Source organism: Verrucomicrobiia bacterium (assembly GCA_035765895.1).
Classification (GTDB): domain Bacteria; phylum Verrucomicrobiota; class Verrucomicrobiia; order Limisphaerales; family DSYF01; genus DSYF01.
In genome coordinates this window covers 13,425-28,307 of the sequence record DASTWL010000013.1, presented here as the reverse complement: position 1 = coordinate 28,307, position 14,883 = coordinate 13,425, and the positions used below count along the sequence as shown (strand labels likewise).

The 14,883-nt window shown below is 63.2% G+C and carries 15 protein-coding genes; 4 read left to right on the top strand and 11 right to left on the bottom strand.

The annotated features are described in order from the left end of the window. Window positions 1-2 precede the first annotated feature (2 nt). Window positions 3-638, bottom strand: coding sequence for an ATP-dependent Clp endopeptidase proteolytic subunit ClpP (clpP, locus tag VFV96_03020; protein ID HEU5069366.1), 636 nt, complete (start codon window positions 636-638; stop codon window positions 3-5). 238 nt (window positions 639-876) lie between these two features. Between clpP and VFV96_03015 the strand changes: the two genes are divergently transcribed. Next, window positions 877-1,272: a VOC family protein gene (locus VFV96_03015; protein HEU5069365.1), complete on the top strand. Its 396-nt coding sequence runs from the start codon at window positions 877-879 to the stop codon at window positions 1,270-1,272. Here the strand turns inward: VFV96_03015 and VFV96_03010 are convergent. The 6 genes from VFV96_03010 to VFV96_02985 form a co-directional block, all read right to left on the bottom strand. After that, window positions 1,258-2,565, bottom strand: a complete 1,308-nt coding sequence (locus VFV96_03010) for a hypothetical protein (GenBank protein ID HEU5069364.1) — start codon at window positions 2,563-2,565, stop codon at window positions 1,258-1,260. The genes VFV96_03015 and VFV96_03010 overlap by 15 nt on opposite strands. 32 nt (window positions 2,566-2,597) lie before the next feature. After that, window positions 2,598-3,098: an NUDIX domain-containing protein gene (locus VFV96_03005; protein ID HEU5069363.1), complete on the bottom strand. Its 501-nt coding sequence runs from the start codon at window positions 3,096-3,098 to the stop codon at window positions 2,598-2,600. A 10-nt stretch (window positions 3,099-3,108) separates the two neighbouring features. Further along, window positions 3,109-3,543 carry a hypothetical protein gene (locus tag VFV96_03000; protein ID HEU5069362.1) on the bottom strand — a complete coding sequence of 145 codons (435 nt, stop codon included), beginning with the start codon at window positions 3,541-3,543 and terminating at the stop codon, window positions 3,109-3,111. After that, window positions 3,540-4,478, bottom strand: a complete 939-nt coding sequence (locus VFV96_02995; GenBank protein HEU5069361.1) for an rRNA adenine dimethyltransferase family protein — start codon at window positions 4,476-4,478, stop codon at window positions 3,540-3,542. Before VFV96_02995 ends, VFV96_03000 begins: the two co-directional genes overlap by 4 nt. 11 nt (window positions 4,479-4,489) lie before the next feature. Beyond that, on the bottom strand, window positions 4,490-5,851 hold the full coding sequence (locus tag VFV96_02990; GenBank protein ID HEU5069360.1) for an aspartate aminotransferase family protein: 1,362 nt from the start codon (window positions 5,849-5,851) through the stop codon (window positions 4,490-4,492). 106 nt (window positions 5,852-5,957) lie between these two features. Beyond that, window positions 5,958-6,773, bottom strand: coding sequence for a radical SAM protein (locus VFV96_02985; GenBank protein HEU5069359.1), 816 nt, complete (start codon window positions 6,771-6,773; stop codon window positions 5,958-5,960). 127 nt (window positions 6,774-6,900) lie between these two features. On the opposite strand from VFV96_02985, the gene VFV96_02980 reads away from it, so the two are divergent. Beyond that, on the top strand, window positions 6,901-8,445 hold the full coding sequence (locus VFV96_02980) for a S8 family serine peptidase (protein ID HEU5069358.1): 1,545 nt from the start codon (window positions 6,901-6,903) through the stop codon (window positions 8,443-8,445). Between the two features lie 66 nt (window positions 8,446-8,511). Further along, entirely contained in the window at window positions 8,512-9,768 is a 1,257-nt protein-coding gene (locus VFV96_02975; protein ID HEU5069357.1) for a Glu/Leu/Phe/Val dehydrogenase, read from the top strand. 4 nt (window positions 9,769-9,772) lie between these two features. Here the strand turns inward: VFV96_02975 and VFV96_02970 are convergent, their stop codons facing one another. Continuing rightward, window positions 9,773-10,144 carry a metallopeptidase family protein gene (locus VFV96_02970; GenBank protein ID HEU5069356.1) on the bottom strand — a complete coding sequence of 124 codons (372 nt, stop codon included), beginning with the start codon at window positions 10,142-10,144 and terminating at the stop codon, window positions 9,773-9,775. An 83-nt stretch (window positions 10,145-10,227) separates the two neighbouring features. Here VFV96_02970 and VFV96_02965 point away from each other — a divergent pair, with 83 nt between their 5' ends. After that, window positions 10,228-11,136, top strand: coding sequence for an SCO family protein (locus tag VFV96_02965; protein HEU5069355.1), 909 nt, complete (start codon window positions 10,228-10,230; stop codon window positions 11,134-11,136). Window positions 11,137-11,192: 56 nt separating this feature from the next. On the opposite strand, the gene hisC is transcribed toward VFV96_02965, so the two are convergent. From hisC to hisD, 3 genes are read right to left on the bottom strand one after another with little or no spacing between them, the layout of a single operon-like run. Next, a complete protein-coding gene (hisC, locus tag VFV96_02960; protein ID HEU5069354.1) occupies window positions 11,193-12,311 on the bottom strand; it encodes a histidinol-phosphate transaminase in 1,119 nt (372 codons plus the stop codon). Window positions 12,312-12,364: 53 nt separating this feature from the next. Beyond that, the gene (locus VFV96_02955; GenBank protein HEU5069353.1) at window positions 12,365-13,366 is read right to left on the bottom strand and encodes a glycoside hydrolase family 43 protein; all 1,002 of its coding nucleotides are present in this window, start codon (window positions 13,364-13,366) and stop codon (window positions 12,365-12,367) included. A gap of 8 nt (window positions 13,367-13,374) precedes the next feature. Further along, entirely contained in the window at window positions 13,375-14,670 is a 1,296-nt protein-coding gene (gene hisD / locus VFV96_02950; protein HEU5069352.1) for a histidinol dehydrogenase, read from the bottom strand. Window positions 14,671-14,883: the final 213 nt, after the last annotated feature.

Genomic DNA, 14,883 nt, shown 5'->3' with positions numbered 1-14,883 from the left:
ACTCAAGCGACCACGGAGGTTTTCTCGGCCAGCCCGGCAATCTCCTTGCGTGAAACGACCACCTGATCAACCAGGCCGAAAGCCTTGGCTTCGTCGGCGGACATGAAATTGTCGCGGTCGGTGGACTTGCCGATGTCATCCACGCTCTTGCCGGTGTGCTTGGCGAGGATTTCGTTCAGGCGATCCTTGAGGCGCAGAATTTCCTTCGCCTGGATGCTGATGTCCGTGGCCTGGCCCTGCACGCCGCCCCACGGCTGGTGGATCATGATGCGGGCGTTCGGCAGCGCGTAACGCTTGCCCTTCGTGCCGGCCGCCAGCAGCACGGCGCCCATGCTCGCCGCCTGCCCGATGCAATACGTGTTCACGTCGCAGGTCAGAAACTGCATTGTGTCGTAAATCGCCAGGCCCGCCGTGACGCTGCCGCCGGGCGAATTGATGTAGAGATGAATGTCCTTCTTCGGATCCGTCATCTGGAGAAACAAAAGCTGGGCGATGATGAGGTTCGACACCATGTCGTCGACCGGCGTGCCGAGGAACACGATCCGGTCCACAAGCAGGCGCGAATAAATGTCGTAGCCGCGTTCGCCACGACCGGTCTGCTCGACGACCATTGGCACGAGGAAATTTTGTGCGTTCATAATCTTAAATCAGGCGGCGCAACCTAGAGGACGGCGGCGACAGCGTCAAGCAACGCGGGCGAGGGGCATTGTCCTAATTTGCCCTGGTTGGGGCGCGGCTATGCGCGAAGCGTCAGCCGCAGCAGTTCAGGAGTGCTGTGCCTGGTCCCCAATACAGTCGCGCTCCCTTTAAATCCGGACACTGCCATGGTCCGCAAATCGGCGTGCGTTGGGCTGGAAATCGCCTTAAGTAATCCGCATGACGTTTGTCCTCGAACACATTGCCCTGCCGGCCCAAAACCCGGCGGCCCTGCGCGACTGGTATGTGGCCAGGCTCGACGCCACCTGCGTGGCGCCGAATGGCACCGAACCGCCCTACTTCATCAAGCTGCCCGGCACTGCCACGACCTTCGAGGTTTACGCCGCAACGGGTTCCGTCCCTCAGACTGCGGACAACGGCCTCGCCGGCTGGCGCCATCTCGCCCTGCGCGTGGCGGCCATCGAAACCGCCCGGGCCGAACTCGAAAAACGCGGTGTGGTGTTCCTGGACCCAATCAAGCTGGCGGCGGGCGGCGGGCGTGTGCTCTTCTTCCAGGATTGCGAGGGCAACCTGCTCCACCTGGTCGATCGTCCGCCGGATTCAATGTTCGCTTGAGGACGCCGCGGGCGACGAAATCGCGCCCGCGCCGGAGGCGTTGGTGGTTTGGCTTTCGCTCCGGCGGCTTTCGCTCCGGTGGAACTGCATGATGGGCACGGGCTGCGCGGACCGGGCGAAAATGACCGAACGTGTGCTGCCGGTGCCACGCCCGGACATGCGAAACACGGGAGCAAAGAGATTCCGCACCAGCCGGCCGATGTCGTATTGCACGCGCGGCGGCACATCCACCCGACTGCCCCAAACGAAAACCGTTCCATCCGCCGTCAGTCCCGCACTTGAATTCCCAAACGCAGTCACGGCCACCCAGTTGGTCCCTCGCCCCACCCGCACCGGCGATTTTTCCATGCGTCCGGTTCCATTGCCAATTTCGCCGTAACTGTTGCTCCCCCAACCCCAGAGGGTCCCGTCCGCACCAATGGCCACCGTGTGAATATTTCCACCCGCGACAATCGACCACGCCTGACCACCAACAACGGGCGTGGGTAAAACAGGGTTCGCATTGGTGGTCATGAAGCCCGCGTTGTCGCCCCACACCCACCAGGAGCCGTCGCGCTTGCGGGCAAGGTTGTGAAACTCACCGGCATAAACCGCCGTCCAGTTGGTTTCGTTGCCCAGTTGAGCCAGCGCAGGCCCGGCACCCGTGGCGTGCCGGCCCCAGCCCCAGAGCGTTCCATTCGGCGCCAGCGCCATGCCATGAAACGAACCCGCCGCAAAAGTTTTCCAGGGGCCGGAACCAATCTGAACCGGATTGGCATGGTCGGTGGTGGTCCCGTCGCCCAACTGGCTCTCGTTGTTGCTGCCCCAGGCCCACAACGTGCCGTCCCGCTTCTGGGCGACGTAAAAACTCGAACCCGCACCGATGCGAACCCAATCGGTGTCGCGGCCAAATTGCACCGGCTTGCCGGAATTGGGCGCCATGCCCCTGAGCGCGCCCCAGACCCACAACGTGCCGTTCGTCTTGAGGGCCACGGTGGAACTGACGTCCGTGGCGGCTGCTTTCCAGCAAGGTTCCGCGCTGATTTGCCGGGGACTGCATACTGCGGTGGACACCACGCCGAGTTCGCCCATCTTCGAATCACCCCAGCCCCACAACGTCCCGTCGGCCGCAACGACGATCATCCGCCCCCAGCCCGCCACCATCTGTGGCGCAACCAGCGGTCTTCCCGACAACGCCGTCGGCAACTTGGTCGCCGACGATTGCCCGTCGCGTGGCCAACGGAACCAGATGAGCAACGCCAGACCGGCGAGCGCGGCCACCGCGATGAGTCCCCATTTAACCGGTGCCTTCATAAACGTGTGAGAGTGCGGCGTTGCGGATTGCCTCAAGCTTGCGGGATGAGCTGCCACAATTTCACAAACGCGGTGGTGAAATCCTCCGGCCGCTCCGCCAGCCAGCGTTCGATCTGCGCGCGGGAAAACCAGCCGCCGGTTTCAATCTCGTCCGCGTTCAACGTAAACGGCCCTTCGCCGGTGCAGCGATAGATCCACACGAATTCCTGGTCCGTTTCGCGGCAGGCTTCGATGCGCAGAATGCGCTGCGGCGGCGCGGCGGGTGTCCAGCCGAGTTCTTCCCCCAGCTCGCGCATCACCGCGGTGTCGTAATCCTCGCCACTGTCCACATGACCGGAGCACGCCGCGCCCCAGCGGCCCGGCTCGCGATCCTTCGTCTTCGAGCGCTTCTGGAGAAACAGCTCGCCGCGCGCATTGAACACCAGCACATGCACCGCGCGATGCAACAACCCGCGCGCATGCACCTCGCTTCGCGGCGCGCGCCCGATCACTTCGTCGCGCTCGTTGACGATGTCGAAGATGTCTTCAGTCATAATCCCCTCGTCATGAATTCAGAATTCGAAGGCCGAGCCTGCGGCCAACTAGAAGACCCGCCCCGGCTCCAAGAAAAGCCAAGCCGTGCCATGCCAAGATGGAATCTCGCCAGATGGCACTTACAAGCATGCCAAAGCCAAGCCCGATCGCGACCAGGCCACCAAGGCCGAAAAATCGCCATTGGTGATTTGTCGAGTCGGCCTCTGGCATTGGGCTGCGGTTCACCACTCGCTGTAAATTCCTTCCCACCTTGCGCGCCATTTTCTCAATCAGCGCTCCAAGAGCAGATGCAACGGCGAAAAATATAAACCCAGCCAACGCCCACCATCTCAACTCGGCGGGAGTTGCGTTTCCACCGAAATCTCCCTCCGTAACCATTCCCAACGCGACAGCGGCAAGACAAACGATGGTGGCCAGTTTCGAAAACAGACACGGTGGCTTCATGCTTTCTCAAGAAGCTGCTTGGTTAGTTTGACGAACTCTATCAGCGTTACCGCCTCGGCGCGGATTTGGGGTGAGAGATTGAGCTCGCTCATGGCGCGGGCCAGTTGCTCCTCGGGCCAGTCAGCACGGAGGAGTTTTGCCATCATCTTGCGCCGCTGGCTGAAGGCTTGTTTCACGACGCGCACAAACACCTTCGTCTGCGCCGGCGTCAGCAACGGCTGCGGACGGCGCACCAGCGTGAGGCAGGCGGAATCCACGTTCGGCTGCGGGAAGAAGCAGCCCGCCGAAATCTTGAACAGCGCGCGCGGTTCGTAGTTCAACTGCACCAGCAGCGTGAGCAGACCATAATCCTCCTCGTTCGCCTGGGCCCGCAATCGTTCCGCCACTTCCCGTTGCAGCGTCACCACCATCCGGTCCGGCCCGTGTTCGGCCAAGGCCAGTTCAACCAGAATGGGCGACGCCACGGAATAAGGCAGGTTCGCCACGAGCTTCCACCCGCGCCAGTCGCGGGGATGGCGTTCAAGATATTTCAACGCGTCGGCGTGGATGAGCTGCAAGGTGCCGGTTGTTTGGGGCAACCCACCCCCTCCCAGGAGGGGAACTTCATTTGCGGGCGCGCTCGAATCTGCGCTCCGCTCTTGGGAGGGGTGGGGGGTGGGTTCGTCCGAATCACCCGCGGCTCTCGCCCCACCTTGAAACCGCAGCCGCAGAATCTCCACCAGCCGGGCATCCATCTCGATGGCCAGCACTTCGCCCGCCTGGGCCAGCAGCAATTCCGTCAGCGGGCCGAGGCCGGGACCAATCTCCAGAACCTTGTCCGCCCGGGTGAGTTCGCCCGCGGCGGCGATCCTGGCGAGAACCTTCTCCTCGTGCAGAAAATTTTGCCCGAGAGATTTCGTGAGCTGAATCCCGCGCTCGGACAACAGTTGACGCATCTCGGGAAGTTTCATCGGTTCAGAACCTCTCCCATTGCCTGCACGGCTTCCGTCAGTTGCGCCTCGGTGATGGTCAGCGGCGGTGTGAAACTGATGACGTTGGCGTGCTCGCCTTCGGGCAGAAAAATAAAACCGCGTTGCAACAATGCCTTGATGGCCGCCAGCGCTTCGGCGGTGGCCGGCGAACCATCCGGGCGGCGCAACTCGACCCCGGCCATCAGGCCGACCCCACGCCGGGTGATGTTGAGCTTCGGCTGGCCGGCTTCCAGTTGCGCCCCAGCCAGCCGGTCGAGCAGAACAGCGCCCAATTTGGCGCTGCGTTCGACGAGCTTCAGCCGGCGGATTTCATCGATCTGGGCGAGCGCCATCACGCAGCCAACCGGGTGCCCGAGATACGTGCTCGTGTGGATTGCCTCGCCGTTGGAGTCCGGCCATGCGGCGTCCATGACCGCCGCCCGGCCGACGCACGCTGACAACGGGAAACCGCCCGTCAGGGCTTTGCCGAGGCAGATCAGGTCCGGCACCACGTGGCTGTGTTCGCACGCGAACCACTTCCCCGTGCGACCGAAGCCCGTGTAAATCTCGTCCAGGATCAGCAGCGCCTTGTGTTCGTCGCACAACTTGCGCAGCAACGGCAGGAAGCCCGGCGGCGGAAGGTTGATGCCGCCGCGGGCCTGCACCGGCTCCACCAAAATCGCGCTCACCCAGCCGCGCTGGAAGAAGCGCCGGATTTGCAGTTCCACCACCGCGAGGTCGGCGGGCCGGGCCGGAAAATCCACGAAGTGGCCAAATTCCTTCAGCTGCAGGTGGAACGGCCCCCGAAAATGTTCGCGGTGCGTGGCGTTCAGCGTGCCGTAGCCCAGGCCGTGATACGCGCCCTTGAAGGCAATAACGCCGTATTTGCCCGCGGTCAGCATGGCCGTTTTGAGCGCCGCCTCGACAGCTTCAAAACCGGAGTTGCAGAAAATGGTTTTCCCCGTTGGCACGGTTCCCCCGCCGCCTCGCGACTCCGGCCCGCGAGGAGGCGTTTCAACGTGGGAATGGGCCAATGCTTCCCCCCAGCGCTCGAAGGTGATCCGGCTCAATTCCTGCGCGAGCCGCGCCTTCAGCGCATGCGGATGCACATCGCCCATTGCGTGCAGCAACCGGCCCATCTGCGCCTGCCCCGCGGCCACGACGTTGGCATTCGCATGGCCGGCGGCAGCCACGCCAAACGCCGCGGTCAGATCGAGATATTTTTTGCCTTCCGCGTCCCAGACGTGAACGCCCTTGGCACGCTCCCAAACCATTGGCCACGTGCCGTCCGGGTCGAGGAACGTGACGTTCCGCGATTCGTAGCGGCGCAACAGGTCGAGGGTTTCGCGGGTGTTCACGTTGGCAAGGAGCAGATGAGTTGCACGGCAAATGGTTGAATGCGTCGTTCGGCAACCTGCAGTGCTTGTAACAATTCACTCATGTCACTCATTTGGCGGATTCGTTTCAAACGCCACGTTGCTCCGGCGGCCAGATGATTTTGTGCAGTTGCGCCTGGAAACGCACCGGCAGCGCGTCGGCGATGATGCGTTCCACCAACTGCTGGCGCGTGAGGGGCGTCTGGTCCGCCGGAACCCGCTTCAACGATTTGTCCTGCTGCTCGGGTCGCAGCGGATGCACCCAGGACATCAGCAGCGGACAAAGCGCGTCCAGCCGGTGCGTGGTGATCTGTTGCCTGGCCCACTCGTAATCCTCAACCGTGCCGATGACGAACTTGATTTCGTCGGTGGCCTTGAGATGCGGGAGGTTTTCAAAACGATTGCGCGCCACTTCGCCGCTGCTGGGGCATTTCAAATCCATGATGCGCCGCACGCGCGGGTCCACCCCGGAAATATCGAGCGCGCCGCTGGTTTCCACGAGCACGGTGAAACCAAGATCGCAGAGTTGTTTCATCAGCCCGAGCGACCCGGCCTGGAGCAAGGGTTCACCGCCGGTCAGCTCCACCAAAGGCAATGGCGGATGGCCAATGACAGAGGACGGTTTCTGGTAGGGCCGGGCCAGCCTCTGAACCTCGGCAATCACGTCCGGCAGCGGACGCTTTTTGCCCTCGGTGAAGGCATACGCCGTGTCGCAGTAGGAGCAGCGGAGATTGCAGGCGGTCAGGCGCACAAAGACGCACGGCAGCCCGGCGAAGGTGCTTTCGCCCTGCAAGCTCAGGTAGATTTCGTTGACAACCAGCGTGTCGGCCACGCGCTGACTGTAATGGTTCGGACCCGCGGAGTGAACCTCGAACCGTGCCGCTGGACTTTTCGCCGTTCGCATGTCATGAAAAGGCACGCCTTCTGCGCAATCAGCCATGATGTATTCGAATCGCCGTCAATCCTTTCGCGCGTTCTGGTTAACGGTGTGCGCTGTGGGTGCCGCAGGGTTGTTGGGCGGCGCCGCCGTTTTGCCAGCTGCCGCGTCCATTCTGGACGCTACCGGCACCACCCTGCTCCGCCAGGTCACGACCAATCTCGACGGCACGGGCATTGCGGTGGCGCAGGCCGAGGCGTCCGCATCCACCAATTTTCCAACTTTCGAGGTCAACCCGGCCTGGGTGGGCCAGCCCGCCGCGTTGTTCACCTACTATTCCACCAACGGCACCAGCACGAATTTTGCGGACGCGGTGGGCGCCGAGTCAGACCACGCCAATGGCGTCGGCATGAATTTCTACGGCAAATCCGGCGGCATTGCCCCGAACGTGGCCCGCGTGGACAATTACGAGGCGGACTTTTTCATCAATAACACCATCATCACCGCCACCCCGCCGCCCATCCCGGCCGGGTTGGTGAATCAAAGCTTCATTTTCGACAGCACCGACATCAACAATCAGGAAACCGCCGATGCCTACTACGACGCTTACGCCGCGCAATACGGCACGCTGTTTGTCTCCGCCGTCGGCAACGGTGGCCAGGTCTATCCGCCCGGCACGTGTTACAACGGGATCGGGGTGGGCGACTGCGACGGCGGGACCAGCGTCGGCCCGACGCGTGATAACGGCCGCTCGAAACCCGATCTGGTCACATTCGGACAGGCCACCAGTTTCTCCACGCCGTTTGTGTCGGGTGCCGCCGCCGTCTTGATGCAGGCGGGCCAGCGCGGGGATGGCGGCAGCGACACGAATGCCGCGGCCGATGCCCGCACCGTGAAGGCGCTCCTCTTGAACGGCGCCATCAAGCCCACCAACTGGACCCACACGGCCACGGCGCCGCTGGACCCGTTGTTTGGTGCCGGCTTGCTGAACGTGTTCAACTCATACATGCAACTGGCGGGTGGCAAGCAGGCCAATTTCGTGGCGGGCAGCGTGCCGGCCGGCGGCGCGCATCCGCCCCTGGCCGCGACGAACACCATTGCGGCGTGGAGCGGCTGGAATCTGGCGGCACTCACCAATGCGCTGGGAGGTCTTCCGCCGGCCACGCAGGACCGCCTCAACTACTACTACTTCGAGTTGACCAACGCCGTCGCCAACGCCGGGTTCACCCTGACCGCCACACTGGTCTGGAACCGCGACCCGCTGGTATTGCAACCAGCCACGCCCAATCTCAACAACCTCGACCTGTTCCTCTACGACGTCGCCACCAGCAATCTCATCGCCTGCAGCACCAGTCTGGTGGACAACGTGGAGCATCTTTACGTGAACGGCCTGCCACCCGGACGCTATAATTTGCAGGTCCGCAAAAGCGCCGCCGGACAAAACGTGACGAGCCGCGAAACGTATGCGCTCGCGTGGGAATTCTTCGCCCTGCCGTTGACGATTACGCCCACGTTGACCCACGCCACGCTGTCATGGCCGATCTACCCGGCCGGCTTCACCCTGGAATCGGCACCCGATCTCGCGGCGCCCGTCTGGTCGCCGGTTAACGTTGCGCCGGCGGTCAGCAACGGCCTGAACCACGTCACCATCGACGCCACCACGAACGCGGCCCAGTTCTTCCGCCTGCGCCGGCCGTGACGACGGCACGGCGGCGGGCGCCGGTTCACGACTTTTCAATCCCGGCGGACGCGCTACCTTGCAGTCATGGAAATCTATGACAGTCCGACCTTTCGCATGGCCTGCCAGCAGTTCGAACTTGTCGCCGACCGCCTCCAGATTCCGCAGTCCGACCGCGACCGTCTCAAGTATCCGAAACGCGCCTTGACAGTGGCGGTGCCCATTCATCGCGACGATGGCTCGACCCAGGTGTTCACCGGCTACCGCGTGCAGCATTACCTCACGCTGGGCCCGACCAAGGGCGGATTGCGTTATCATCCGGGCGTGACGCTCGGCGAAGTCGCCGCGCTCGCCATGTGGATGAGTTGGAAGTGTGCGCTGACCGGCCTGCCCTATGGCGGGGCCAAGGGCGGCATCACCTGCGACCCGCATCAACTCTCCCGGCCGGAGCTCGAACGCCTGACCCGCCGCTACACCCAGGAGATGATCCCCTTCATCGGGCCGCGCACCGATGTGATGGCGCCCGATGTGGGCACCAACGAACAGATCATGGCGTGGATGATGGACACATATTCCACCCACGCTGGTTACACGGAACCCAGCATTGTCACGGGCAAACCCGTTGGGCTGGGCGGTTCGCAAGGCCGCCGCGAGGCCACCGGCCGGGGCGTCGCCTACCTCGTCAACCGGGCCGCCGACACCCTGGGGCTCGACATCACCAAGGCCTCCGCCGTGGTGCAGGGCTATGGCAACGTCGGTTCCGTGGCCGCGCTTTCGCTGGCGCGGCAGGGCGCAAAAATCATTGCCGTGTCCGATGTCAGCGGCGGCACCTACAACGCGCAGGGACTCGACCTGTGGGCGCTGGATCGACACCTCGCCCAGCAGCGCGGTGTGAAGGGGTTCCCCGGCGGCGACGCGATTTCAAACGAACAACTGCTGCTGCTCCCGTGCGACATTCTGGTGCCCGCGGCCCTGGAACGCGTCATTACCGAGGCGAACGCCGGCCGGCTCCAGTGTCGCATTCTCGCCGAGGCCGCCAATGGCCCGACCACGCCGGAAGCCGACCGCATTCTGAATGAGCGCCCGGAAATCTTTGTCATTCCCGACGTGCTCTGCAACGCTGGCGGCGTCGTCGTCAGCTATTTTGAATGGGTGCAGGACTTGCAAAGCTTCTTTTGGAGTGAAACGGAGGTGGTGGACAAACTTTACCGCATTCTCGAAAACGCCTTTACGCAGGTCCTAAAAATGCACCGCGAACAAAAAATCCCGCTGCGCCTGGCCGCGCTCAGCCTTGGCGTCAAGCGTGTGCATGAGGCCAAACGCATCCGCGGGCTGTTCCCGTAGCGGCTTACTCCAAGCCCCGCTCGGTCAACTCATCCTCATCAAGTCCCAGGTAGTGCCCAAGTTCGTGCAGGTAGGTCGTGCGGACTTCCTCGCGAAACGCCTCCTCATTCCGCGCGGCCTGCTCCCAAAGATTGTCGAGGAACAGGATGATTTGCGGCGGCATCGGCACGGATTCCTCCTCGGCGAAATCCGGACCCACAAACAGCCCCAGCGTGTCGGCCTCAATTCCGTCGGCCTGCAAGCCCGCATTCGGCACACGCTCCAAGGTCACCGGCACCTGGCGGGCCCGTTCACGCAAGGGCGCGGGCAACGCCTCCAGGGTCGCCGCGACTTCATCGAGCGCGAGTCGGCGCAGTTGATCAACCAGCCCGGTCATGCCCAGCGGGTTAGCACAGCCCGTCGGGGCGACGCAAGCGGCGCCACTTGTCATTTTGCCCGGGACGGGTGTTAATTACCGTTGTGAACTGGAAACTTTGCCCCCTTTTGCTCCTCGCCGCCGTGGTCGCCGGCTGCGATTCGCGTCCGCACATTGCCAATGCCGCGCCAGCGCCGACAAACGCCGCGCCGCGCCAGACCTATCAGGTCAACGGCACCGTCATCGAGGTGCAGCCCGCCGAAAAGTCCGTCGAAATCCAGCACGAGGATATTCCCGGCTACATGCAGGCCATGACCATGCCGTTCGACGTGAAAAACACCAACGAACTGACCGGCTTGGGCCCGGGCGACCGGGTGAAGTTCCGCCTGATCGTCACGACCAATGACGCCTGGATTGAGGACGTCCACATCACGGAAAAATCTCTCAGCGGCGTCCCGACGCGCGGGCCGTTCCGCCTCGTCCGTGACGTGGAGCCGCTGAACATCGGCGACGCCCTGCCGGAGTATCATTTCACCAACGAACTCGGCCGGGCCGTCAGCACCCGCCAGTTCAGGGGCGACGCGGTCGTGCTGTCGTTTCTCTTCACGCGCTGTCCGTATCCGATGTATTGCCCGCTGACCGCCGGCAAGCTGGCCGATTTGCAGCGCCGCCTGACCGGCCTGACCAACGGACCGGCAAACTGGCACATCCTCGCCGTTTCCATCGACCCCGACTACGACACGCCGCCGGTCTTGCAGGAATACGCCAAGCGCTATGCGTATGACCCGAAAACGTGGAGCTTCCTGACCGGCGACCTGGTGGACGTCACGGCGCTGGCCGAACAATTCGGCATGACCTTCTGGCGGGAAGGCGAGACACAGTTGCCCAGCCACAACCTGCGCACGGTGGTGATCAACGCCAGCGGCCGCGTGCAATCCATCGTGCCGGGCAACCAGTGGACCGTGGACGAACTGGTGCGCGGCGTGGTGAAAGCCGCGGCGGCCAAGCCCTGACCGGACGGGCCACCAACAATGCCTCCGCGGAGACCTTGCCGAATTTGGCGTGCGTCTCAGCCGCGTAGGATCTGCCTCGCCGCCTTCACCAACGCGGCAGCCTCCGCTTCTGTGCCGATGGTGATGCGCAGATATTCGCTCACTTCCGGCGCGCTGAACCAGCGCACCAGAATCTTTTCCTCACGCAATTTCTGAAGCCACACCTTCGCGGGAAACTTGGGCGGACGCGTGAGAATGAAATTCGTCTGGCTCGGCAGCACCACGAAGCCAAGCTCCGCCAAGGCACACGTCAGCACCTCACGGGTGCCGATGACCTTCCGGAAGTTCGCCCGGTAGTAAGACAGATCATCAAGGGTGGCGAGCGCAGCAACCTGGCCAAGACCGTTCACGTTGTAGCTGTCGCGAATCTTGTCCAGCGCGGCGATCAACTCCGCATGACCGACGAAATAGCCCACGCGCTGGAAACACAGCGAATAGGCCTTCGAGAACGTCCGCGCCACGAGCACGTGGGGATGTTTCAACGCCAGCGACAGGGCATTTTCTTCCGCGAAATCCACGTAAGCCTCGTCCAGCACGGTCACGCCCCGCTGTGCCTGGCACAACGCGTCAAGTTCCTTGGTCGCGTAGCCGCGTCCGCTTGGCGCGTTTGGCGTGGTGATGAAGGTGAGCGCTGCATTGAAATCCCACTGTTTGCCACGCTTCAACTCCACCCCGCTCGGCAGCCCGAAGTCCGGCTTCAGCGGCACTGCGTTCCGCGCCGCGCCGTGAATGTCCGCCAGCACCGGATACAGCGAATAGCTGGGCGTGAAAAACTGCACCACGCTCCGCGAGCGCTTCCGCGTTCCGCGTTGCGCGCTTTGCGGCTCCACAAAAGCCCGCACCGCCAGGGCCAGGCATTCGTCCGAGCCGTTGCCGATGAAAACATTCTCCGGACCGCACCGATGCAGGCGCGCCAGCTTCTCGCGCAGCGCCTGTGCGGTCGGATTCGGATACAACCGCAGCCGTTCATCCACCGCCGCCCGCACCGCCACCCGCACTTTCGGCGACGGCGGGTAAGGATTCTCGTTGGTGTTGAGCTTGATGAGGCCCTTGATTTTCGGCTGCTCGCCCGGCACGTAGGCGTGCAAGCGGTGCACCAGCGGTCGAATCAAGGAACGAACGTTGCGCGTTGTCATGGAGGCTGAATTTCAAATGAAGCCGCGCAAAAGTCGAGCGCGCGAAGAACGGGTCAGCGCAACGGCCGCGCCGGCACGCCGGCAAAGGTGATTTTGACGGGTTTGATGAAGCCGTCCGCGTCAAACTCGAGCCGGTCGATGCAAACGACGCGATGGTTGCCGTCGGTTTCGCCCAGCGGACGGCGATGATAGACAATGTAGTATTCCTCCCGGCCGGGCACCTTAATCACGGAGTGATGGCCGGCACCCGTGGCCACGTTGGGATCCTGCTGCAAAATTTTCCCGACGCGCCGAAACGGCCCCAGCGGCGAATCCGCCACGGCATACGCCACGCAATAATCGGGGCCGGTCCACCCGCCTTCAGACCACATGAAGTAATACTTGCCGTTGCGCTTGAGCATGAACGGGCCTTCGACATAACCCGCCGGTGTGATTTCCTTGAACACCGCGCCATCGGCAAAGGGCAGCACCCCGCGAAAATCGGCCTGCAGGCGGACGATGTTGCAATGCCGCCAGCCGCCGTAAATCAGGTAAAACTGGCCGTCGGTGTCGCGAAACACAAACGGGTCAATCGGCTGCGCGCCATGGTGAAAACGGTCCACCAGCGGTTTGCCCAAGTAGTCACGGAACGGGCCTTCCGGCCGGTCGGCCACCGCCACACCAATCCCGCCCGACTGGTGATCGTTCTGAATATCATTGGCCGCGAAGAAGAGGAAATAGCGGCCATCCTTGGCGATAATGGACGGCGCCCACAGCGCGCGTTTCGCCCAGGCAACGGCATTGGTGCCCAGAATGTGATCGTGCCGCGTCCAATGCACCAGGTCCGGCGACGAGAACGCGTCGAATAACACCTGCGCGTCATACGGCGCGGAATACGTGGGATAAACCCAGTAACGATGCCCAAACACCGCGCCCTCCGGATCCGCATACCAGCCTTGAACAATCGGATTGCCGGATTGTTCCTCGCGCGATGTGGCCGCATCCGGCCGTTGGCTGCGGCACGCGCACAAGCCGCCCAATCCCACCAGCAGAATAAAACGCAGGACTCGTTTCATGTTATTCCTCAGTGTTCCCCACGAATCGTCGCACTTTTCCCGTGCCCTTCCAGGCCCTCCATCTCGGCAAACTTTTGCACCGCCTTGAGCGACTTCTTCAACGCAGGCTTCGAGTATTCCACGAGGCTCGTCCGGCGCTGGAACATGTCCGCCGTCAAACCCGGGAACGACAAGCCCGCGCCGCCCGTGGGCAGCGTGTGGCTCGGCCCGGCGACGTAATCACCCAACACGGTCGGCGTCCACGGCCCCAGGAAAATGGCCCCGGCGGTGGTGATGCGTTCGGAAACCTTGCCGGCCTGGCGTGTCATGATTTCGAGATGCTCCGGCGCCAGTTGGTTTGTCAGCGTGATGGCGTCGGCCAGGGTTTTGGTCTGAATGGCCCAACTGTTGTTCGCGAGCACCGGCGCAATCAGTTCGCGGCGTTTCGCCTGGGGCAACTGCTTCGCGATTTCCTTCTCAACCGCCTTCACCACCTTGGCCGATGGCGTGACCAGCCAGACGCGCTCGTAGCCGGAACCGTGCTCCGCCTGCGCAATCAAATCAGCGGCGGCGAACCGCGCGTTCGCCGTGTCGTCGGCCAGGACCAGCAATTCGCTCGGTCCGGGCAGCAGGTCGATCGCCACATAACCCACCAGCAGCCGCTTGGCCGCCACGACGTAGGCATTGCCGGGGCCGAAAATTTTCTGGGTGCGCCGAATGGTTGCCGTGCCGAGGGCGAGCGCCGCAATGGCCTGGGCGCCGCCCACGCGATACACTTCCGTGGCGCCGGCCACCCGCGCCGCGTAGAGCAACGCCGGATTCACCGTGCCGTCCTTGCCGCATGGCGTGCAGACGACGATTTCCGGACAGCCGGCCGCCTTCGCGAGCGTCACCGTCATCAGCGCGGTCGAAACCAATGGCGCCATCCCGCCCGGGATGTAAACGCCCACGCGCTGGAAGGGATCGAACTTCTCCCCGACCTTTGCACCCTGGGTGTTGCGGGCCGACCAGTTTTTCCGCAGGCACCGTTTGCTGTAGGCGAGAATGTTTTTATGCGCCAGCGCCACGGCGTCGCGCAGGGCGGCGTCGGCGCTCAAGGCCGCGCCCATGAATTCTGCCTGCGTCACGGCCAGTTGCTCCGCCGCCAGCTTCGCCCCATCGAAGCGCTCGGTGAACTCCAGCAGGGCCGCGTCGCCGCGCTCGCGCACGCCCTCCACCAGGGCGCGGGTCCGCTGCTCGATGACCGGATCAAACAAGCTCGACGGCGCGGTGACCTCGGCGAGTTTCGCGCGGTAGTCGGCATCGGTGTGACGAATCACTTTCATGCGCGCAGGCTAACAGGTTGAAGCGCGCCACGCCAGTTGCGGCTGGCCAAAACCCACGCACGCCGCGTGAAAATTTTCCCGCGCGCCCGGGCGGCTGTGGGCAAACCACCTCAATTCCCCAACAAAACGCGGGCTTTCGTGAGTGGCATACGCCATGCGCTGGGACTGGGTATCCCGACGTCAACCGTGACGCCGGCAAAAACTCAACTCCGG